Here is a 22,556-nt window from a genome sequence, read left to right on the forward strand (position 1 = left end):
TTACTCCTCTATTACTTCGTCCAATTCCTCTGTAGTATCTGAGCCGTGATCCAGGGGGAGTGTGACCTCAAAGATCGTCCCCTGCACCCGCTCTCCTTCAATCTCCGGAAAACCGAAGTCTTCGGGAACAGGACTCTCAACCTGAATCTCACCACCATGGTCCTCAATAATGCCAAACGAAACGGAAAGCCCCAGACCGGTTCCCTGCCCGACGGCTTTGGTCGAATAAAAAGGATCGAAAATCTTTTCCAAAGCATCTTGGGAAATGCCCTCGCCCGAATCCGCAACCCACACCGAGACAATACCTGCGGGCGAGTCCAGACGGGTACGGATGAGAATGGTCCCACCGTTCCCGTTCATGGCGTCGCGGGCATTGGTCAGCAGATTGATCCAGACCTGCTTGAGCTTTTCCGGGTCGCCGTAGATAACCGGGTACCGATCATCCATCTCGGTGAGGATCTCCACCTGATCCATCTCGAATGTATGCCGGACCAGGCTGACCGCTTCGAGCACGGAGTTGTTGAAACACATCTCTCGTTTGGCGGACTCTGTCTGGCGGGAAAACCCGAGCAGATCGGCCACGATCTTCTTGCACACCTTGGTCTGCTTTTCGATGACGATCAGGTCTTCATGAATCTGGGACCCGATCTCCACGTCTTCCTGCAGCAGTTGCGCATAACCGAGGATAATGCCGAGAGGGGTGTTGATTTCATGCGCCACGCCTCCGGCCATGAGCCCGAGAGATTCCATCTTCTGGGCCTGAATAAGCTGATTCTCGTACCCCTTGATATCCGTAATGTCACGGTCCGTGCGGAACAGCCCGACAATGGCCCCTTTCTCATTGAGGACAGGAATGCAGACGACATGGAACCAGCGCTTGACCCCATTGTCCATGATCTCCATCTGGGTATCGAGCCGCCGACCGAATTCCAGTATATCCCGCCCTGCCAAATGCCGTTCTTCGGCTTCGGCTTCGTTGAACAAATCAAAGTCCGTCTTGCCGCTGACCTCGGGCACGCTCAATCCCACGGACTGTGCAAAGCTCTTGTTGCAACCCTGATAGCGCATGGTCACGTCCACCAGTGAGACCCGGTCCGGGGTCACATCCAGAATGGTTCGCATGAGGTGCTGCTGCTCGCGCAGGTTGCCCTCAGCCTCACGCAATTCATCAATATGCATTTTAAGCGACATGGCCATGACATCGAAAGTTTCGGCCAGATCCTGAATCTCGTCACCGGCATTCTCACGGTACACGGAGCACAACCGGCAGGAATCGAGCCGACATTGAAAACTTCCCTCGTTGTCACAATCAGGACACATGGTCCCGGCGATATACCAGCATCGACGTCGTTTCTCGCCGTAAGCCGGGCATTCCGTGGTGGTACAATTCTGCATTTCCCAGCAGTGCACACCGCTCTCAGGCCCGGACTGGGTGTTCAGATTCCCTGTCAGCATCTCCTCTGCATGGGAACGAAGCTTGCCCAACCGGGCCGTAACCCTACGCGCAAAGATGGTTCCAAGGGACGTCGCCAGAATCAATGCACCGGCAAACAACCCGGCCATGAGCGTGATCTGCTGTTGCACCGTGCGCATGATTCGAACCTTGGAAAGGCCGATGCGAATGGTCCCCAACCTGCCGTCGGAGACCATGACCGGTGCGGCAAAATCATATATGCGTCGGGTCTGGTCAGCCAGGAGCTGGATATGCAGGGGCTCTCCCTCTGCAACCGTATTGACAGTCAGGAGGTCAGTGGGAAATCCCTGATGAAAGGTGTGGGTCAACACATGCCCGTTGGTGTCCTGCACAAAGGCATAGACGACGTCGTCCACTTCAACCAGATCGTCCACCATGTTCTTCAACCGCAGGAAATCACGGGCCAGGATGGAGTCAACGGCGCGGGAGGCCAGGCTCTCGGCCAGGGCCGCACCACGCATTTTTGATTCCTCGACCAGAGACCGGGCATTCATGGTGCCGACCATGGGCAACAAAAGCAGCGCCATGACGATCAAAATGGCCGACATGCCGACATTGAGCTTGGTGCGGAACCGCAGTCTTGGGAAGAGTCGCATATGTCCCACCTATTCCCTCAAGCCGAGCTTGTCAGCCAGTTCCCTGACCGGATCGTAATCCGCGTCTTTGGCAGGGATGATGCCCCGTATGCCCGCATTGCTCAAAATCGAATGGTGCGCCTTGTTGGTGTAATCAAGGGCGAACATGGCCTCGGCGATCAATGAAACCACCTTGGGATCAAGCCCCTTGCGCGAGGCATAGACCCAGCCGGGATAGGCGCGGGTTTCCGCCAACACACGGATGGCCCCCTGCGTGATTTTTCCGGCGACAACGTCCAACGTCCCCTTGCGGATGGTGCCGATGTCATAGGCTCCGACCTGAACAGCGAGCACGACCTTTTCCTGTTTGCCGCCAGGGCCGGGGGCAAAATCCACAGCCTTGAAATCTCCACGGGAAATGCCGTGGTCATAGAACAGGCCGAGCGGGAAGAGATACCCGCCTGCCGACCCCGGGTCCACGGCTATCCACCGTTTTCCCTTGCAGTCTTCGATCTTGCGTATGGATGTATTGTCCCGACGACAGATGATCTGTCCCCGAAAGTCAGGCTTGCCGGATGGCTCCACGATACGGGCAAACGCTGCTGCCCCCGCATCGGCCAGTTGCAGGTACACGGACGGGTTGGAATAGGAAATATCGATCTCTCCCCGTGCCACCATCTTGATGTGTTCATCAAAGGTGTCAGGAAAGATCTGCCTGAGCGGCAGACCGGTTGTCTGGCGCAGATATTCGATAAGCTGGCTGTGACGCTCGTATGAGGTCGTATGCGAGTACTGAGGCAGATAAGCGTAGGTGATCGCCTCCACCTGTCTGGGAGCGACCAGGGTATGCCGTTTGCTCAAATCGACCCGAATGGGGTCCTCGTCACCAGAGCACGCGGCCAGTGCCATGAGCAGCCCGACCAGCAGACAGCACACCAGAATTTTGGAACCAGCGACGATCAGCCGCATCTTCACATCTTTCATTGTCCGTACACTTTCCTTATGCCGTCCCTCATTGGCACCCTTTAAAGACAGTACAGTAAAACCTGATTCATTCCAATATGTCATATTCCTTGGCAACACACCCTATTGACAGTATGAATACTCATCGCGCACAACACGCCTCCAAGGAGATACTCAATGTCGACTACATATAAAATTCCCATGAGCAAGGCAGTCCTGACCTTTTTCCTGCTGATAGTGGCTGCTGTTGCGGCCGCAGTGGCCTGGAGCTTCAGGTCCGGGATCATGTGGACAGGCATCTGCCTGATCGCCGTCGCCGCACCGCTGGCCATTTTCTATTGGTACATGCTCTACATCACGCCCAAACGGGCATCCGTCACCGTTGCCGAAGAAGGTATCCTGCTGGCTGCCCCTCCCTTTGCCTCGGCGGTCATTCCCTGGGCATCCGTTGAAAAGGTCTTCCAGGTCGAAATGCGTACCGATGAAGCCTTCAAGATCAGCAAGACAAAGAAATTCATGACATTCGGCGGATATAAATCGGGCGTCGTGCTGGTCAAGGACGGCAAGGAAGCGGTCATTGTCGCCAATCGGTCAGACGTTCTCTGCATCCAGACAGCCGATCGATTCTATCTGCTCGGTCCCTCGGATATGCCGGGCTTCATGGAAGAGGTCGAGAAGCTCCGCCCCTAGACCGCCCTTTCACTTTCTCTATCAAAGAACAAAGCCGCCCCTTGAGGGCGGCTTTTATTGTGTTCGAAGAATCAGGAATTTTCCGGTATCGGAGTTTCGGTTTGCCGCTCTTCCTTTTCCTTGGCCAAATCCATGTAGGTCATCATCTCGTCGCCCGCTTCATTATCCAGCACCCGTTGTCGGATGGTACTGAAGAGCGGCAGCCACGGCTTGGCCACACTAAAGAGGTATCGTGTCAGGATATAGACCGGAATGAAGACGAATGAAGGCCCCACAGCCCCGATAAGCGGAACCATGAAATCCACTTCGCCAAAGCGGTAGTACAACCAGCCGATAGCGAACGGGACTACCCACAAAGAAGAAGCGAACAGCGCGATACGGGAAAAGAAATTTTTGCCAAAGGCGTCGTTGGCGATGGAGTTGCAGGCCTTCCACGCGATCTTGTTCTTGGCGCCGAGTGCCCTGACGGACAGATTGTGATGATCGACCATTTCACGGTTGATCGAAGCGAAATGTTTTTTGTTGGTGAAATAGACAGCGGCCATGCACAGCTCACCGATCACGGTGGTCACCACGCATATCCAGAGAAGACCGATGGCGAACCCTACATATGGATTATCTCCGAAGCGAAACGCCCAGATCATCCAGGGATCGAGAAATTCGTAAATCATGTGGCCGGTCATGGTCTATCCTGTTGTTTTTGTGGAGGCCGCCCACATCGGGCGGCCTCCGTTGTTGTTCTTGATGGCTCGCGACTTAGAAGGGGGGAACCAGGGAGTAACCCAGGAAGCCCTTGGAGGTGTAACGAACACCAACGTACACGGCCAGCGCGATGAAGATGTACTTCAGGACCTTGTCAGGGATGAACTTCGAAGTCTTGGGTCCGATGACGGAACCGATGACGATACCGATAAGTTCAGCGCCGATCAGGCCCCATGCGACCGGAGTCTGCTTGAGCAGCATGTAGGACATGATGGAGTTGCACATGCCGATGAAAACGGCCATGGCGGAGGTACCGGCGACCAGGTACATGGGCAGGCCTGCAACGGATGTCAGGAACGGCACCAGAAGGAAGCCGCCGCCAACACCGAGGAAGGAGGCCAGTGCTGCGATGATGAAACCACCGACAACAGGAATCAGCGGGTTGAAGTTGAATTCAACACCGAAGAAAGTGAATTCACAAGAAGTGGGGGTGAACTTCTGGACCTTGACGCCCATTTCAGCCAAGTCCACGTCGCCGCCTTCCTGCTGCTTCTTGACAGAGCTCTGGAAAGCTGCGGCAGCTTCCTTTGCAGCCTTTTTACCAGCCTGACCTTTGGGGGTGGTCTCATAGGTAAGGTAGCAACCCAGGAACAGGACAAAGAGGCCGAAGTAGCCGAGGTAGGCTTTCAGGTTGATCTTGCCGGCGGTGAGCCAGGGGACCAGCCAGGAACCGGCCACGGAACCGATGGCCAGCGCGATACCCAGAGGCAGCACCAGACGACCTGCCTTATAGTAGTTGAAAGAGGACAGTGCGGCGGAACAACCGACCAACCACTGGTTAGACACACGGATGGAGTCGGTGACGACCTTGTTCATCTGGGAGCCTTTACCAAAGGAGCTGGCGTAATCGCCCAGGCCGTAGATGGTGATGTGACCAACACCGGCCATGATGCCACCAAAGGCACCGACGGTAGAGAAAATCCAACCAACCCAGATCGCCCAGACAAGGCCGATCAGGATGTTGAGCTGCGGACCACCGGGGATTCCCAGATATCCAGGCTCACCAGTGGGTTTGGCTTCGGCAATGGCGTCTGCCAGACGATCGGCCATGGCAGGCTCAGCCATGACACACACGGCAGCCACCAGAGCCAGCATCAGAAGAGTTTTTTTGGAACGTAACACTGTTACCTCCTCCTCAAATTAAGTTAAAAACTGAAAAAATACCTTCACAGCCCCCAAAGCCGAGAAGTCATCACCAATATTTATTCCGGACGAACGAAACTCAGAGCATTCGCCGTACATCCGGTAACACACGCGGGATCAAGCCCGGCTTCCACACGATCAATGCAGAAATCACATTTCATGATCTTGCCGGTAGCTTCATTGAAAACGGGCACTGTCCAGGGACAGGCATCAATACAGGACTTGCAGCCGTCACATTTGTCCAGATCGACCAGCACCATGCCGTCAGCTTCGCGCTGATACATGGCGCCATTGGGACACGCAGGGACACACTCGGGTTTCTTGCAGTGTCTGCAGGTCTGGTATTTGAGCTTGGCCGAAGGCTTGCCGTCCTTGTCGGCGATGGGGCCTTCAGCAATCAGGCTGTTAAGAGACAACCCGATGGGCACTTTATTGCTCACTTTGCAGTGAACCAGGCAGGCATCGCAGGCAATACACCGTTTCTTGTCAAATTTAATTCTGTAAATGGCCATTTTTTCCACCTCTGCAAACTTGGTTTGGGCGCGCAGTTCCTTTGATATTTCACGGTTTGAAGAAAAATATGATTCCGGTCAATACTGCCCCCTTTTGTGACATATTTCCCAATTCATGTCGACACTCACGCGTTTTTTTGGGTAAACTTTAAAAAAAGTTTGTGATCAGTTTCACAAGCAGGGTTTTATTGCGATTGATTGTGCGCCCATTATAGGGTCCATTCTACGTAAAAAAGGTGCGCAGCCCATCCAGAATTTCTTTGTGAGTACCTGTTAAGGTGCCACACCAGGAGGAGATCATGAGTAAGGAATATGTAAACAGTATGTGCGGTATGTGCTCGGTGCGCTGCCCCATCAAGGTCGAAGTGGTTGACGGCAAGGCCGAATATATCCAGGGCGGTGCGCCGCTGAAAGGATCGCTGTGCCCCCGTGGCGCGGCCGGTACGGCCCTGAGCTATGACGACGAGCGTCCACAGTACCCCATGGTCCGCACCGGCAAACGCGGTGAAGGCAAATGGAAACAGGTTTCCTGGGACGAGGCACTGGACTATGTGGCCGATGAACTGACCCGTATTCAGGACACGTACGGCAAGGACTCGGTACTTTTCTCCGATCGCGGCGGCCCGTTCCGCGACTTCTATCGTGCCTTCCTGCGCGGCATCGGCACAGCCAATTACAACAACCACGATTCTGCATGCGCTCGCAACGTGCAGAACGCGGCGCTGTCCGTGTTCGGCTTCGGTCGCAAAGGCGTTTCCTACGACCTGAAAAACGCCAAGCATGTCATCCTGCAGCAGCGCAATCTCTTTGAAGCCATCAATGTGGCCGAGGTAAACAACCTTCTGGCAGGCATGGAAAACGGCTGCAAGCTTTCCGTCATCGACATCCGCGCCAACGTGCCTGCCACCAAGGCTGACAATTTCTATATGATCCGGCCCGGCACGGACTACGCCTTCAATCTCGCTGTTATCAATACCATTATTACAGAGGAGTTGTACGACAAGGACTTCGTGGCCAACTGGGTGGAAGACTTTGACACGCTCAAGGATTTCGTTCAGCAGTACACCCCTGAATGGGCGGCCGAAGAGACCGGCATCAGCGCCGACGCCATCCGCGACTTCTGTCATCAGCTTGCCGAAGCAGCGCCCAGCGTGTTGTGGCACCCAGGCTGGATGACGGCCCGGTACTCCGACTCCTTCTACATGACCCGAACCATCTACATCATCAACGCGCTCATGGGTGCCATTGGTGCAAAAGGTGGCCTGCCCTTCATGAACAAGCCGGGCGATGTCGGTGCCAAGGGCCTCAACTCCTTCATGAACCTCTATCCGAAACCGGAAGGCAAACGCGCCGACGGCATCGGCTGGATGGAAGGCCGCAAGCACTACGACGCCGGCCCCGGTCTGGTAAACCTCGCCTACGAGGCTGCGGTGGAAGAAAATCCGTACCCGGTCAAGGCGTACATCTGTCACCGCCATGACCCGCTCATGGCCTTCCCTGACAAGGACCACGTCCTGAAAATGTGGGAAAGCATCGAACTGCTGGTCGTGCCGACCTTCTCCTGGTCCGACACTGCCTGGAATGCGGACGTGGTGCTGCCCATCTCGCCCTACCTTGAGCGCGAAGACACCATCATGACCAAGAACGGTCCCAAGCCCGCTTTCCAGATCCGCAACCGTGCCATTGATCCGATCTATGACACCAAGGCCATCTGGGAAATCTACGCAGGCCTGGCCAAACGCATGGGCCTCGACAAGCTCGACTACGACAACATCGAAGACATCTGGAAATTCCAGCTCGAAGGCACTGGCGTGTCCCTCGAAGACTTCAAGAAGACCGGCATCGTGTCCCTGGCCTCCGATCCGCTGTACAAGCCGGTCAAGGAAGGTTCTTTCAAGACGCCGTCCGGCAAAGTGCAGATCATCGACGCCAAGCTCGAAGCAGACGGCCTGCCCTCACTCAAGCCCTACGAATCCCCGGAACGTCCGCCCAAGGACAAGTTCCGCATCACCTTCGGTCGTTGCGCCCTGCATACCCAGGGGCACACCGTGAACAACTCCCTGCTCTTTGAGCGCATGCCGGAGAACATTCTCTGGATCAATACAGCCAAAGCAGCGGAGCTGGACATCGCAACCGACGACTATGTCACCGTGGGCAGCAACGGATACGAAGCCAAGATCAAGGCTTTCGTCACCGACTTCGTCCACCCTGAATGCGTGTTCATGATCCACGGCTTCGGCCATACCCTGCCGTGCGAATCCCGCGCCAAGGGAATGGGTGCGGCAGACAACCTGCTCATGCCCAAAGGCATCAAGAAGTGGGACAAGGGCGGCGGCGCCGTTGCCATGCAGGAGCACTTCATCAGCGTCAGCAAAGCATAACAACTCTCTCACCCCCAATATTGAGAAGGCCAGCATCGCCCCCGATGCTGGCCTTCTCTTGTGCTATTTCAGAATGTCCTTAGCCCCCTCCCCCTCTCTCCTTCCCAAACTTGTTGATTGTGCCTTCGGCAAGGGCAAAGGACGGAGTTATGAGATGTGGTGAATATTTGGCTGTGAAAACCGAAAGACTGAGAATACCCGGTGTCCACTTGTAGTTTTGAACTTTCTACCTACGTATCGATTCTCTGCACACGCAAATAGACATCCCGGGCGGGCGTCTCAAAGCCCTTTCGCGATCCGCACACAATGTATTAATCCACTCTACGAATAGCCCCTTTTGTGTTTGTCTTGATAGACACTGCATCATTTTTTGTAGTATGATTACGTATGATAAAAAGAATCATTCTCGCCTGTCTGTTTTTCTTGGTATTCGTTCAGCCACTGGCAGCTCAAAATCATGAATTACTCAAAGTAATTGTGCTCTTTGACCGTCCCCTTTCGCCAGATACGTTTTTATACCGAGTATTGGATCTCGCCTTAAAAAACCAAAGCATTCACTATGACCTAAAAATTGAAGCAATCCAAACCTCACAGCCTCGCAGGGTGGAAATTGTCAGCGCTTCATCAAAAAACTACGTCATCGCTTTAGGGAGTGGGCACAAGCTTGAAGCACAGTTGCAGGCTGTATACGTCCCCATTCAACTCGGCCTTGGTCTTGGACAAAGGATAATTCTCACACGAATGGATCTGGTGGATGAACTTAAAAAAGTCAAAACTCTCGACGATCTATACGGATACGTATTTGGACAAGGATTGGGATGGACAGATGTGAAAATCATGAGGGATGCGAATCTTCAAGTTCTGGCGCTGGCAAAACCTACTAATATCCCGAAAATGATAATGCATGGAAGAGTTGATCTCTACCCTCGCGGTTTGTTCGAAATAGATTTGGAATACGCCCGCTACGCTCCGGACAACCCCGGACTCGTCATTGACGAGCATCTCGTTCTCTCCTATCCGCTTGCATCTTTTTTTTATGTACGTAAAGGAAATGACAAACTGTACAACGCATTAAAAAGTGGACTGGAAAAAGCATATGAGACAGGCCAGTTACAGGATTTAGTCATGACCGATCCAGTCTTAAGCAAAACGCTACGCAACATCCATCTCGACAAGCGGGTCAAGATTGAAATTCCTGTCAACAATGCAAGCGAAAACACACTAAACGCGTTGAAACGATTCCAGTTCATTCCAGAAAAACCGATCGGGCAGCCCGTTCGATAAAGCTCTAAAATAAAAGAGCAGGAAGCACACCGCTTCCTGCTCTTTTTTACTTGTATAACACCTACTTTTGCGGAATCCATTCAGCCAGTTTTTCGTCGAACATGGCCTTGATCTCATCGCGCCGTTCAGGGGTTTCGGCCTCGAAACGGAGCACCAGCACGGGCTGGGTGTTGGAGGCGCGGAGCAGCCCCCACCCGTCCGGGAAGACAGCGCGCACACCGTCAATGTCAATGGCATCGAACTTGGAACTGAAATAGTTCACCGCCTTTTGCACGACCTCGGCCTTCAGAGCCTCGGGACAATCCGCCCGAATCTCTGGAGTTGAATAGGTTGTGGGCCAGCTCTTGAGATGATCGCTCATGGTCTGATCGGATTTGGACACGATCTCCACGATTCTGAGAGCCGCATAGGTAGCGTCATCAAATCCATAGTAACGATCGGCAAAAAACATGTGCCCGGACATTTCGCCCGCAAACTTGGCGTCGATTTCACGCATGCGGGCCTTGATCAGCGAATGACCGGTCTTCCACATGACCGGGTTACCGCCGTGGGCCTTGATGTCCTCATACATGAGATGGGAGCACTTGACCTCGCCGATGATGGAAGCACCGGGGAAATCCTGCAAGATATCACGGGCATAAATAGCCACAAGTTGATCACCAAAGAGCAGCTCTCCCTTTTCCGTGACCACGCCGATACGGTCGCCGTCACCGTCCAGGCCAATACCGAGGTCAGCGTTCTCCTTGAGAACGGCCTCCTGCAAGAGGACCATATTTTTCTCGACAACCGGATCTGGATGATGATTGGGGAAATCGCCATCAGGGTCACAGAAGATACGCACGACTTCGGCCCCGGCCGCTTCCAGCGCATCGGCGGTCAGGTTGCCGCCCACGCCGTTGCCGCCGTCCACCACGACCTTAACAGGCCGGGCAATGGTCACGCCCTCCACCAGTTCCTTGATATACGCATCAAGAACCTCTTCATGCCGGACCGAACCATTTCCTGTGGGAAACGCCCCTTTTTCCATGACATCAAACACGGCCTGCACTTCCTCGGAATGAATGGTGCTGACACCCTGCCACACCTTGAATCCATTATATTCAGAAGGGTTGTGACTGGCGGTGATCATCACTCCAGCGGTCTCGCCAAATTTGGTGACCGCCCAATAAAAGGCCGGGGACGACACCTGCCCCACGGTGATGACATCCACTCCCGTTGAACAGATTCCCTTGGCAAGGGCCTCGGCATACCCGGGAGAAGAGTGACGGGCATCAAATCCAATGACCGCTGTCTTTGATCCATGTTGTTGAAAATAGGCGCCGCAGGCCTGGCCCAGACGCTCTACCCATTCTTCATCAAAATCGACATCTACCAGTCCTCGAATATCATACGTTCTGAATACTTCACGCGAAATAGGCTTCATATAGATTCCTCCCTGCCACATGAACCGGGCAGCTGTGTTTTCCTTTTCGGGCTTGCAGATAGCATCATGAGACAAAAAACAAAAGAATTATCAGATTTCTGCACATCACACAGATTCGACGCGCGATTGTCACACAAAACACATTGACACATCTGCATATGCGTATACATAATTTCTCCATGAAAACACTTGCCGAATGCCTCAAGGCACTATCAGACCCCACACGACTGCGGGTCATACGATTACTGGACCACGGAGAACTGTGCGTCTGTGACCTCATGGCAGGCCTGGATCTGCCCCAATCCAGAGTGTCACGCCATATGTCCTTCCTGAAAAACTCAAACTGGGTCAACAGCCAGCGCAAAGGGAAATGGGTATACTACTCTCTGGCGATCCCCCAGAAGGAAATTCAATCCCTCATACTCCACGTACTGCGACAAAACCTGCCCGCGCTTGACGAAGCCAAGCAGGATTATGCCCGGCTCACCAGTTATCTGGCAACCAAAGAAACCGACTCGTGCACTACCGAGTCGAAGTAAAGGACCCCTTCATGTCTGAATCAACCATCAAACGCCTTTCCTTTCTGGACCGCTACCTGACCCTGTGGATTTTCCTCGCCATGTTCATCGGCGTAGGGAGCGGCTATTTCTTTCCTGACATCAAGCTCGTCATAGACTCCTTCCAGGTCGGCACAACCAATATTCCCATCGCCATCGGCCTCATCCTCATGATGTACCCGCCCCTGGCCAAGGTGAAATATGAGCAGCTCGGTCAGGTCTTCCGCAATTACCGAGTCCTCGCCCTTTCCCTGGTGCAGAATTGGGTCATCGGCCCGGTGCTCATGTTCGGACTGGCCGTCACCTTTCTTTCCGGCCAACACGACTACATGGTCGGCCTGATCCTCATCGGCCTGGCCCGCTGTATCGCCATGGTCATCGTCTGGAACGACCTGGCCAGGGGCGACAGCGAATACTGCGCCGGACTAGTCGCATTCAATTCCATATTTCAGGTGCTGTTCTTTTCGGTATACGCCTATGTCTTCATCACCATACTGCCCGGCTGGTTCGGTCTGGAAGGTGTGGTTGTGGATATCTCCATGGGCCAGATAGCCGAATCCGTGTTCATCTATCTCGGCATCCCGTTCCTGGCAGGCATGGCCTCCCGTTTCATCGGACTCAAAACCAAGGGCAAGGAGTGGTACGAGACTGTCTTCATCCCGAAGATCAGCCCCCTGACACTCGTTTTTCTGCTCTTTACCATCTTCGTCATGTTCTCGCTCAAGGGCGACAAGGTCGTGGCCCTGCCCTTCGACGTCATCCGCATCGCCATCCCGCTGACCATCTACTTCCTGCTCATGTTCCTGGTCTCCTTCTACCTTTCCTGGAAAGCGGATGCCACCTATGAACAGGCGACCACCCTCAGTTTCACGGCGGCGTCAAACAACTTCGAGCTGGCCATCGCCGTTGCCATCGCGGTCTTCGGCATCGACTCCGGCGAAGCGTTCGCGGCTGTCATCGGCCCTCTGGTGGAAGTGCCGGTACTCATCGCCCTGGTCAACGTGGCCGTCTACTTCAAGAAAAAGTACTTCCCCTTTGCCAAGGAAACCGTCAACGGCGTCTGTCATGTCCGCTGCGAAATTTCTGAAGCAAAATAGGAGACTCCACCATGAACATTCTTTTTTTGTGCACAGGCAACTCCTGCCGCAGCCAAATGGCTGAGGGATGGGCCAACCACCTCAAGGCAGCGCACCTGACGGCCTATTCGGCAGGAGTCGAAACCCATGGATTGAATCCATACGCCGTCAAGGTCATGGCCGAGGCCGGTATCGACATATCTGGAAATAGTTCCAAACTTGTCACCGATCTGACAAGCAATGTGGAATTCGACTTTGTTATCACCGTTTGTGGGCACGCCAATGAGAACTGCCCCTATTTTCCGTCCCGATCAAAGGTGGTCCATGTCGGTTTCGACGACCCGCCGTCCCTTGCACAAGGGCTGACTGACGAAGAAGAGATACTGACACTCTACCGACGCGTCAGGGACGAAATCAAAACGTATGTGGAGACGCTCCCGGGAGCCCTGCATGACGCTTGATCAACGCTCAATAAAGGAGCATGGAAATGAAACTGCATATATTCAAATCCATACGACACTGGTCCCCCCTCAGTACATGGACCAGTTGCATCCAGGCCAACGAAGACGGTAACATCCGTTTCTCGTTCTTCGCCTGATTCCAGGCACCACTGTAAAACAACACGGCCCGCGGGAACAATCTCGCGGGCCGTGTTCATTCTATTCCATTTCCATAATAAAGGCCGCCTGCCAGAGCCGCTGTATCACCCCATTCCCATTCCCCATTGACCCATACCCCACAGCTATGACAATGTCTGAAAGAGTAGACAAGTGCCGAGTGATCAATGGTCTGAAGACGGCTTTCCCTGTCTGATCCTCACTTGAAAAATCATGTAACACTGATTGAATCGAGACAGCAGATGAATTATCTAAAGAAATTTTCCCCGATTATTGTCACCGTGCTCATGGCCCTGATCCCGCCCCCGGACGGATTGACCCCAAACGCCTGGTATTTTCTCAGCATATTTGTCGGTGTGGTCGTCGGTCTTATCATTGAACCGGTGCCCGCAGCCCTTGTGGGCTTGTTTGGCGTTGCCCTGGTAGCGGTCCTCGGTCTGGTCGATCCCAACCCGACGGCAAGCCGAAACTGGGCATTGTCAGGATTCTCCAACGGCGTAATCTGGCTCATCTTCGCGGCGTTCATGTTCGCCCTGGGCTATCAGAAAACCGGGCTGGGCAAACGCATCAGCCTGCTGCTGATCAGGTATCTCGGCAAAAGCACACTGGGGCTTGGCTATGCAGTGGCCTTCTCCGACCTCATCCTGGCCCCGTTCATGCCGTCCAACACGGCTCGCTCCGCAGGCACCATCTATCCTGTGGCGAGCAACATACCGCCCATGTTCGACTCCACCCCGGACAACGCACCGCGCAAGATAGGCGCCTACCTTGTCTGGGTCGGCATCGCCTCCACCTGCGTGACCAGCTCCATGTTCCTGACAGCACTGGCGCCGAACCTGCTGGCAGTGGACCTTATCCAGAAATCGTCGAATATATCCATCAGCTGGGGCCACTGGGCCAGCATCATGATACCAGCCATGCTCCCACTTTTTGTGCTTACACCATGGCTCGCCTACGTCATCTATCCTCCAACCCAGAAGACCTCGCCAGAGGCACCGCACTGGGCCGCCGAAGAATTGCGGAAAATGGGCCGCATATCCAGAAAGGAACTGATGATGCTCGGCTATGCTGTCGCGGCTCTCGTCTTCTGGGTTTTCGGCAAGCAGCTTGGCGTGAACAGCACCGTGGCCGCCATTTTCATCCTCGCGCTCATGATACTGACCGATGTCATCAACTGGGAAGACGTCATCACGAACAAGAGCGCGTGGAATGTATTTGTCTGGTTTGCCACGTTGGTCGCCATGGCCAGCGGGTTGAAAAAAACAGGTGTCCTGACCTGGCTCGGCGAGATGGTCGCTATCTACCTGCAGGGAATGCCTCCACTAACCGTGGCCGTCATGCTGGTGGTCATGTTCTTCCTGCTCCACTACTTCTTTGCCAGCACCACGGCGCACACCACGGCATTGCTGCCCCTGTTCATGGCCACCGGCGCATCGCTGCTGCCCGCCGCAATGCTGCCGCAGCTCGCACTGATGCTGGCCGCATCACTGGGACTCATGGGAATCATCACACCCTATGCCACCGGCCCATCCCCCATCTGGTATGGCGCGGGCTTCATCAGCCAGGCCCGTTGGTGGGCGCTCGGTGCCATTTTCGGAGGCCTCTATCTGGCGACAATGATCGGCTTGACCATCTTCGTCATCTAACGGTTATCAGGCCATCGACGATGGCCTATGAACGGACGTCGCGTCATGGCCACCATGTCAACGGTACACAAAAGGACCGTTCTTGTTCCCGGCCTTCTCACTTCGGCCACAGGATGGTCCTTTTCTTATGCCCAAGAGTCGGGTACATGAAAGCGCCAGTCCGGTTGACTCTCTCCCGGAACCGGAGGATCGAGACAGATGCAGAGAGCGCGTTCAACCCATACATGAATACAACTATGCATATCGCCTTCATCAATTCAACTCGCAGTTGGGGCGGGGTCAAGACATGGACCGTGGACTATGCCACGGAACTCGTCGCACGCGACCACGGCGTCACCGTCTTTGCCAGGCAGTCTGAGTTCATTGCCACACTCAAAGACCGGGGCATCGACGCCCGTCAGGCCAACTTCGGTTTTGATTTCAACCCCCTGACAATAGGCCGTTTCATTGCGGCGTTCCTCCGCACGCGACCGGATATAGTCATATGCAATATCAACAAGGACATGAACACAGCCGGGGTGGCGGCCAGACTGTTGGGCATCCCGGTGGTGCAGCGGGTGGGTATGCCCAGGGACATGGAATCCAATTCCAGAGTGACATTTCTCATCAAGCTGCTCAAACCCTGGTTTCTCTGCCCCAGCCATTCCGTGGCCAATGGTGTCCGCACACATCTCCCCTTTGTGCCTGAAGACAGAATCAAGGTCATCCACAACGCCAAAAAGCCGGTTGACGCAATACGCCCGGTTCAATCCGGCCCACTTCAGCTTATCTCCACCAGTCAGGTCAATAAGGACAAACATCACCAGAACGTGCTTGACGCCCTTGAGACGCTCCCTCCCGACTCCTTTCAGTACCATATTGTCGGCACAGGCAAGCTCGTGGAATCGCTTCGCGAACAGCATCGAAAGCTGGAGAAACGAGGAAGCCTTGTCTGGCATGGCTTCACCACGGACGTGCAGGCGCACCTGCGCAACGCCGACGTTTTTCTTCTTCCCTCCAATAGTGAGGGCATGCCCAATGCCCTGCTTGAGGCCATGGCCATGGGGTTGATCCCGGTCTCCAGAGATATTGGGGGCGTCTCTGAAATCTGGCCTGATTCACTGGCTCATCTCATGGTGCCGCCATCCGCGGGGCACGAAGAATTCCGCAATACTATTGACTCGCTCCTCAAGCTGGATAATGATGCGTTGAATGCATTAAAGGGACTCAGCTTGAATGCATGCCGGACCACTTTCAATCTGCCAACCAAAATCGACGAGTTCGAACGCTGGGTCGAGGACAACCTCCTCGGCAGATAACCGGATTGCAGACAAGGAACACAGATGAAACTCGACAAACAACTTCGCCGATTTCTCAACGGTAAAATTTTTTCTTCCGGATGCTACTTCAAACTCGCCGGTGACTTCTCGGAACGCAGTCGTCTGACGTACCTGGTTAATAAGGTCAAAGGGGCCAGAGTACTCCATATCGGCTGCGTGGATCACACGCCCGACAAGGTCAAACGCAAACTCGAACGAGGGGTCTGGCTGCACAAGCTGCTCATGGACAGCGCGAGTCTGTGTGCCGGGGTGGATATCAACGAGGAAGGCGTGAACTTCCTGACCGACGAAATGAAGCTGCCCGACATTTATTGGGGGGACATCCTCACCGACCTCATCCCCGGCATCAACGACAAGGACTGGGACTTCGTCGTGCTCGGAGAAATCCTGGAACACGTGGACGACCCTGTAAGCTTCATGAGAACCCTGCGCGGACGTCCCGGCCTGGAAAACGCCAAGTGTATCATCACCGTGCCCAACGCCTTCCACTACAAGAATTTCAAGAAGGCCCTGAAGCAGTATGAAGATATCAACTCCGATCACCGCTACTGGTTCACACCGTATACCTTATCCAAAGTCCTGGTCATGGCTGGTTGGGAAGTGGAAGATGTGCAGCTTACCCAGGATCGCCCTTTCGGGTTCTTCCCGCCCATCCCGTATTTTTTGCTCAAACGGTACCCCTTACTCCGAAGCAAAGTGGTCGCAATGGCCAAATCCCCTGCCGCTTAAACGCTGGAGGACGCCATGGATTCACCGATCAAGGAGTGTGAAGGGTAACTCAACTTCACCAAACAACTCTGGTGGTTGCACGACTTCTACCGGCATACCACCAGGGTCAGGGAGTTGGGGGAACAAAAGGCCAACGAACGGTTTTTTCGCAAGTACACGCTCATGCTGTTGCGCCCAAAAAAAACAAACGTCCAGGCACGATCGAAGAACTCATGGCCATCTTCAAACATGTCTGGAAGACGTGTTTCTTCGACGACATGTATATAAACCAACCGATCACGTATGAAGGGAATAAGGCGACCTGGATCGCCACAAACAGCCACGTCTTCGACTCCCTCTCCAGCGCAAACATGACCAAGGATTACTCCTGCGGGCAGGCCATCCGCAACGGTGTCATGAAGGCACCCAAGCTCCACAACACCCATTCCATTGAAGAGAGCCTCGTCAACGACGACAATCGATGCGTCATTAAGGTACTCTTTGATCCAGAGAAATAGCACCGTTCACCCCTGCAACAAAACGGCCCGAGAGTAAACACTCTCGGGCCGTTTTCAGTGATCCCAGTCATTCTTTTCCCGATCGGATTGACACTATATACACAGGTGTCTTACTCGGAGTATTGATCATTTTCACAGGTGGTTCATATATCCCATTCGTTTAGCTCCCCTAACTCACACAAGGAGAATGCCATGTTTGCCGTCATCGTAAAAGTGCAGATCAAACCGGAACACAGAGATGAATTCATCGAGGAAATGTTTGCCGACGGGCGAGGCTCAGTAGACAATGAACCTGATTGCCTGCTTTTCAATATAGTTGAAGATGGTGAAGACCCAAACAAACTTCACCTTTACGAAGTGTATAAAGACGCAGAGGCTTTCGAAAAGCATACGACAATGCCGCACTTCACCAAATGGGTTGAAGCCACAAAAGACTGGCTGGCCGCCCCGTTAGATATCTCCACAGGCTCTCATCTCTTCCCGGATGACGCCGTTTGGACAAAACAGGCATAAACAAGACCAAACAAAAACCTCTTCGGGTTCTACCGTATCATGCCACAACCCAAGGCTCAAACCGATCACGGTTTGAGCCTTTTTAGGGACCAAATTAGCTGTTTTCAGACCAATTAAACTTCGTGAATTGTTGAACAAGCGCGTTTTTAGAATACTACCAGTCAGGGGAAATACATCGCGAAATGAAAAAATAAATCAATTATATTATGCTATTACATGAATAAATTTTATTTCATATTTGTGCCAGCTTAAATAACACTTAGTGTTGACGCAGTTTATTACTGGTGCTAGTTTTATGCCCGTCTAAACACAATGACTAGTCCGCATTATACACGTACTCTATAGAGCGTATCAGTGGACTGTATCTGTCCGTTTACCGACATGCTCAAAATGGCATAATGCTCAACTCACACACTGAGCATACCGAGCATTGTTCGCATTGATCCATCTTGGATTATGCCTTTTTAAGCATAATGATAGCAACACTTTAACTGAAATAGACGTATTTTTGTAATTTTAAAGAGACCGAGAATGGAGCAATAGCCACATGAAAACCGTGCGCGTAGAAGAGGCTGTCGGCATGGTCCTGTGTCATGATATGACCAGGATCGTACCTGGCGAAACCAAAAGTCCTGCTTTCAAAAAAGGACACGTTATCGCCGAGGAAGACATCCCCACCTTGTTGGAAATCGGAAAAGAGCATGTCTACGTGCTCCATATGGAAAAAGGGACTGTGCACGAAAACGAGGCTGCACATCGCATAGCCAACGCTGCCGCCGGTCCGGGCATCACGCTCTCGGAAGTCTGTGAAGGCCGTATCAATTTCAAAGCCTCACCCGGTCTCCTCGACATCAATGTGGAAGCCCTCAATCGCATCAACTCCATTGAAGAGGTTGTTCTGGCCACCATGCATACCGGCCAGCAGGTCACTTCTCCCCAGAATGTCGCAGGAACCCGCGTGGTCCCTCTGGTCATCGACGAAAAGAAAATCGAACAGGTCGAAGCCATCTGTGCCGAGTACCCCTATGTGGTCGGCATCCGTGAGTTCAAACACCACAAGGTCGGTGTGGTAACCACGGGCAATGAGGTCTACACAGGCCGCATCAAGGACAAATTCGGTCCGGTTATCAAAAACAAATTTGCCAAGCTGGGGTCCACAGTCATGGACCAGCGGCTGACCTCGGACGACCCGTCCATGACCCGTGATGCCATTCTCGCCTTCATTGCCGAAGGTGCCGAGATGATCGTGGTCACCGGCGGCATGTCCGTGGACCCTGACGATCAGACGCCCACGGCCATCAGGGCCACTGGCGCCGAGGTCATCACCTATGGCTCTCCGACCTTCCCCGGCGTCATGTTCATGATTGCCGTGCTGGACGGAGTCCCCATCTTCGGTCTGCCCGGCTGCGTCATGTACTACCGGGCGTCCATATTTGATCTTGTGGTACCCCGCTTCCTTGCCGGGGAACACGTTACTCGTGAAGACATTGTGGCTATGGGTCACGGCGGTTTCTGCGCAACGTGCGACGTTTGCCGCTATCCCATTTGTCCCTTTGGAAAATAGTGTCCTTAGTAAGTAAGCCGGTGCTCCCCTCGCATTGGCTAGACAGTGAAATCAAAGGAGGAATACTGTCATGTTGAAACTCACACTCATGGTGAATGGCATAGCCAAACAGGTTATCTGCGAAGCAGATGATTCGCTGGCCACAGTGCTGCGCGAAAACCTGGGCCTGACCAGTGTCAAGGTTGGTTGTGGAACTGGTCAGTGCGGTAGCTGCAGTGTCATTATGAATGGCAAGCTGATCCGTTCCTGTTCCATGAAAATGACCCGTGTCAAAGAAGGCGCAGTCATCACCACCCTGGAAGGCATCGGTACCCCGGACAACCTGCACCCCATTCAGATGTCCTGGATTGCCAATGGTGGCGCACAGTGCGGCTTTTGCACACCCGGCTTCATCGTTTCCACCAAGGCTCTGATCGACTCCAACCCGAGCCCCTCCCGTGAAGACGTTCGCAACTGGTTCCAAAAATATCGCAACGCCTGCCGTTGCACCGGCTACAAGCAGTTGGTAGACTCCGTTCAGGATGCAGCCGCTGTCATGCGCGGAGAAAAGACCATGGACGAGCTGGCTTTCCAGATCCCCGAAGATGGTCGTATCTGGGGCACCAAGTACCCCCGCCCCACCGCAATTGCCAAGGTCACAGGTACTCTGGACTTTGGTGCTGACCTCGGTATCAAGATGCCTCAGGGCACCCTGAAACTCGCTCTTGTTCAGGCTGAAGTTTCCCACGCAAAGATTCTTTCCATCGACACAACCGAAGCCGAAGCAATGCCCGGCGTTGAAAAGGTCGTCACCTACAAGGACGTCAAGGGTAAGAACCGCATCACCGGTCTGATCACCTTCCCCACCAACAAGGGTGACGGTTGGGATCGTCCCATCCTGTGTGACGAGAAAGTCTTCCAGTATGGTGACGCTATTGCCATCGTCTGCGCAGACACCGACAAGAACGCCAAGGCCGCTGCCGCCAAGGTCAAAGTCGAACTGGAACGTCTGCCCGAATACATGAGCGCTCAGGCTGCCATGGCTGACGACGCTATCGAAATTCATCCGGGTACTCCCAACGTCTACTACGAGCAGAATGTCGCCAAGGGCGAAGACACCGCTCCGATCTTTGATTCCGCAGATGTCGTTGTCGAAGGTGACTACTTCACCACTCGTCAGCCGCACATGCCCATCGAACCGGACGTAGGTTTCGCTTTCATGGACGAAAACGGCAAGCTGAATATCCACTCCAAGTCCATTGGTCTGCATCTGCACATGTACATGATCGCTCCCGGTCTCGGCATGGAGCCTGAGAACATGATCATGGTGCAGAACCCCACCGGTGGTACCTTCGGTTACAAGTTCTCCCCGACCATGGAAGCCCTCGTCGGCGCAGCCTGCATGGCTACCGGCAAGCCCGTATTCCTGGCTTACGACTACCACCAGCAGCAGACCTACACCGGTAAGCGTTCTCCCCAGAACACCACCGTTCGTCTGGCCGCTGACAAAGACGGCAAGCTGCTCGGTATGGAAACCGACTGGACTGTCGACCACGGTCCCTACTCCGAATTCGGTGACCTCGTGACCCTGCGTGGCGCACAGTTCATCGGTTCCGGTTACACCATCGACAACATCCGCGGCACAGGCCGTACCGTTGCCACCAACCACTGCTGGGGCGCTGCCTTCCGCGGTTACGGTGGTCCTGAAGCCGAATTCCCCTCTGAAGTACTCATGGACGAATTGGCTGAAAAGCTCGGTATGGATCCGCTGGAACTCCGTTACAAGAACGTCTACCGCAAGGGTTCCACAACCCCCACCGGTTGCGATCCTGAAGTATACTCCCTGCCTGAGATGCTCGACAAACTGCGTCCCAAGTACGAAGAAGCCAAAAAGAAAGCCGAAGCTGCTTCCACTGCTGAAGTGAAGCGCGGCGTTGGCCTCGCTCTGGGCGTTTACGGTTCCGGCCTTGACGGCCCGGACACCGCTGAAGCCGATGTGCGTCTGAACGAAGACGGTACTGTCACCGTTCTGACCTGCTGGCACGATCACGGCCAGGGCGCTGACATGGGAACCCTGGGTACTGCCCACGAGGCTCTGCGGCCCCTGAACCTGGCTCCCGAGCAGATCAATCTGATCCTCAATGACACCAGCGTCTGCCCCAACGGCGGCCCCGCTGGCGGCTCCCGTTCTCAGGTTGTCATCGGTAACGCCATCAACAACGGCTGCGAGCAGCTGATGAATGCCATGCGCAAAGACGATGGCTCCTACCGCTCCTACCAGGAAATGGTTGACGGTGGCCTTGAGTTGACATTCCACGGCAAGTGGACCGCTCCGGCCAATGACTGCGACGAAAACGGCCAGGGTTCTCCCTTTGCCTGTTACATGTACGGCGTGTGCATGGCTGAAGTTGCAGTTGAGCTCGCCACCGGTAAAACCACTGTTGAAAAGGTCACCTTTGTCGCAGACATCGGTAAGATCAACAACAAGCTGGTTGTCGATGGCCAGATGTACGGCGGCATCGCCCAGGGTATCGGCCTGGCATTGTCCGAGGACTACGAAGACATCAAGAAGCACTCCACCATGAAGGGTGCAGGCTTCCCGTACATCAAGCAGATCCCGGACGACATGGAGCTGATCTACGTCGAGTCCGAGCGTCCCAACGGCCCTCACGGCGCATCCGGTGTTGGTGAAATCCCGCTGTGCATCCCGCACCCGGCCATCATCAACGCTATCTACAATGCTTGCGGCGTTCGCATCAAAGTGCTGCCCGCACTGCCTGAAAAGGTCCTTGCTGGACTCAAAGGCTAATTAAGCCAAACAACTATACTTGGCGGCCCGGATTCGGTCCGGG

General features: G+C 54.1%; 19 protein-coding genes. 13 read left to right on the forward strand and 6 right to left on the reverse strand.

Annotation, left to right across the window (positions count from 1 at the left end; translation table 11 throughout):
* On the reverse strand, positions 1-2,070 hold the full coding sequence (locus SRBAKS_RS06425) for an ATP-binding protein (protein WP_229595294.1): 2,070 nt from the start codon (positions 2,068-2,070) through the stop codon (positions 1-3).
* A gap of 9 nt (positions 2,071-2,079) precedes the next feature.
* Positions 2,080-3,033, reverse strand: coding sequence for a phosphate/phosphite/phosphonate ABC transporter substrate-binding protein (locus tag SRBAKS_RS06430; protein WP_229595313.1), 954 nt, complete (start codon positions 3,031-3,033; stop codon positions 2,080-2,082).
* A gap of 156 nt (positions 3,034-3,189) precedes the next feature.
* Between SRBAKS_RS06430 and SRBAKS_RS06435 the strand changes: the two genes are divergently transcribed.
* Positions 3,190-3,702: a PH domain-containing protein gene (locus tag SRBAKS_RS06435; protein ID WP_229595315.1), complete on the forward strand. Its 513-nt coding sequence runs from the start codon at positions 3,190-3,192 to the stop codon at positions 3,700-3,702.
* A 71-nt stretch (positions 3,703-3,773) separates the two neighbouring features.
* On the opposite strand, the gene SRBAKS_RS06440 is transcribed toward SRBAKS_RS06435, so the two are convergent.
* From SRBAKS_RS06440 to SRBAKS_RS06450, 3 genes are all read right to left on the reverse strand, one after another.
* Entirely contained in the window at positions 3,774-4,385 is a 612-nt protein-coding gene (locus SRBAKS_RS06440) for a hypothetical protein (RefSeq protein ID WP_229595317.1), read from the reverse strand.
* A gap of 73 nt (positions 4,386-4,458) precedes the next feature.
* A complete protein-coding gene (locus tag SRBAKS_RS06445; RefSeq protein ID WP_229595319.1) occupies positions 4,459-5,586 on the reverse strand; it encodes a sulfite exporter TauE/SafE family protein in 1,128 nt (375 codons plus the stop codon).
* Between the two features lie 80 nt (positions 5,587-5,666).
* On the reverse strand, positions 5,667-6,119 hold the full coding sequence (locus tag SRBAKS_RS06450; protein WP_229595321.1) for a 4Fe-4S dicluster domain-containing protein: 453 nt from the start codon (positions 6,117-6,119) through the stop codon (positions 5,667-5,669).
* Positions 6,120-6,418: 299 nt separating this feature from the next.
* On the opposite strand from SRBAKS_RS06450, the gene SRBAKS_RS06455 reads away from it, so the two are divergent.
* Entirely contained in the window at positions 6,419-8,500 is a 2,082-nt protein-coding gene (locus SRBAKS_RS06455) for a molybdopterin-containing oxidoreductase family protein (protein ID WP_229595331.1), read from the forward strand.
* Between the two features lie 387 nt (positions 8,501-8,887).
* Positions 8,888-9,784, forward strand: a complete 897-nt coding sequence (locus SRBAKS_RS06460; protein ID WP_229595333.1) for a transporter substrate-binding domain-containing protein — start codon at positions 8,888-8,890, stop codon at positions 9,782-9,784.
* A gap of 61 nt (positions 9,785-9,845) precedes the next feature.
* Here the strand turns inward: SRBAKS_RS06460 and SRBAKS_RS06465 are convergent, their stop codons facing one another.
* On the reverse strand, positions 9,846-11,207 hold the full coding sequence (locus SRBAKS_RS06465) for a phosphomannomutase/phosphoglucomutase (RefSeq protein ID WP_229595338.1): 1,362 nt from the start codon (positions 11,205-11,207) through the stop codon (positions 9,846-9,848).
* A gap of 158 nt (positions 11,208-11,365) precedes the next feature.
* On the opposite strand from SRBAKS_RS06465, the gene SRBAKS_RS06470 reads away from it, so the two are divergent.
* The 10 genes from SRBAKS_RS06470 (at position 11,366) to SRBAKS_RS06515 (ending at position 22,513) form a co-directional block, all read left to right on the forward strand.
* Entirely contained in the window at positions 11,366-11,746 is a 381-nt protein-coding gene (locus tag SRBAKS_RS06470) for an ArsR/SmtB family transcription factor (RefSeq protein ID WP_430708962.1), read from the forward strand.
* A gap of 11 nt (positions 11,747-11,757) precedes the next feature.
* Complete coding sequence (gene arsB / locus SRBAKS_RS06475) at positions 11,758-12,861, forward strand: ACR3 family arsenite efflux transporter (protein WP_229595339.1); 1,104 nt, start codon at positions 11,758-11,760, stop codon at positions 12,859-12,861.
* Between the two features lie 11 nt (positions 12,862-12,872).
* Entirely contained in the window at positions 12,873-13,301 is a 429-nt protein-coding gene (locus SRBAKS_RS06480; RefSeq protein ID WP_229595340.1) for an arsenate reductase ArsC, read from the forward strand.
* A gap of 398 nt (positions 13,302-13,699) precedes the next feature.
* Positions 13,700-15,103: an anion permease gene (locus SRBAKS_RS06485; RefSeq protein ID WP_229595341.1), complete on the forward strand. Its 1,404-nt coding sequence runs from the start codon at positions 13,700-13,702 to the stop codon at positions 15,101-15,103.
* 146 nt (positions 15,104-15,249) lie between these two features.
* A complete protein-coding gene (locus tag SRBAKS_RS06490) occupies positions 15,250-16,401 on the forward strand; it encodes a glycosyltransferase (RefSeq protein WP_229595345.1) in 1,152 nt (383 codons plus the stop codon).
* A 24-nt stretch (positions 16,402-16,425) separates the two neighbouring features.
* Positions 16,426-17,151 (forward strand): methyltransferase domain-containing protein, encoded by a 726-nt coding sequence (locus SRBAKS_RS06495; RefSeq protein ID WP_229595347.1) that lies wholly within the window; start codon positions 16,426-16,428, stop codon positions 17,149-17,151.
* A 212-nt stretch (positions 17,152-17,363) separates the two neighbouring features.
* Positions 17,364-17,648, forward strand: a complete 285-nt coding sequence (locus tag SRBAKS_RS06500; RefSeq protein WP_229595348.1) for a hypothetical protein — start codon at positions 17,364-17,366, stop codon at positions 17,646-17,648.
* Between the two features lie 192 nt (positions 17,649-17,840).
* Entirely contained in the window at positions 17,841-18,161 is a 321-nt protein-coding gene (locus SRBAKS_RS06505) for a putative quinol monooxygenase (protein WP_229595349.1), read from the forward strand.
* A gap of 547 nt (positions 18,162-18,708) precedes the next feature.
* A complete protein-coding gene (locus tag SRBAKS_RS06510; protein WP_229595351.1) occupies positions 18,709-19,725 on the forward strand; it encodes a molybdopterin-binding protein in 1,017 nt (338 codons plus the stop codon).
* Between the two features lie 70 nt (positions 19,726-19,795).
* Positions 19,796-22,513, forward strand: a complete 2,718-nt coding sequence (locus SRBAKS_RS06515) for a molybdopterin-dependent aldehyde oxidoreductase (RefSeq protein ID WP_229595355.1) — start codon at positions 19,796-19,798, stop codon at positions 22,511-22,513.
* The last annotated feature ends 43 nt before the right edge of the window (positions 22,514-22,556 follow it).

It is taken from the genome of Pseudodesulfovibrio sediminis (genome assembly GCF_020886695.1).
Classification (GTDB): Bacteria; Desulfobacterota; Desulfovibrionia; order Desulfovibrionales; family Desulfovibrionaceae; genus Pseudodesulfovibrio; species Pseudodesulfovibrio sediminis.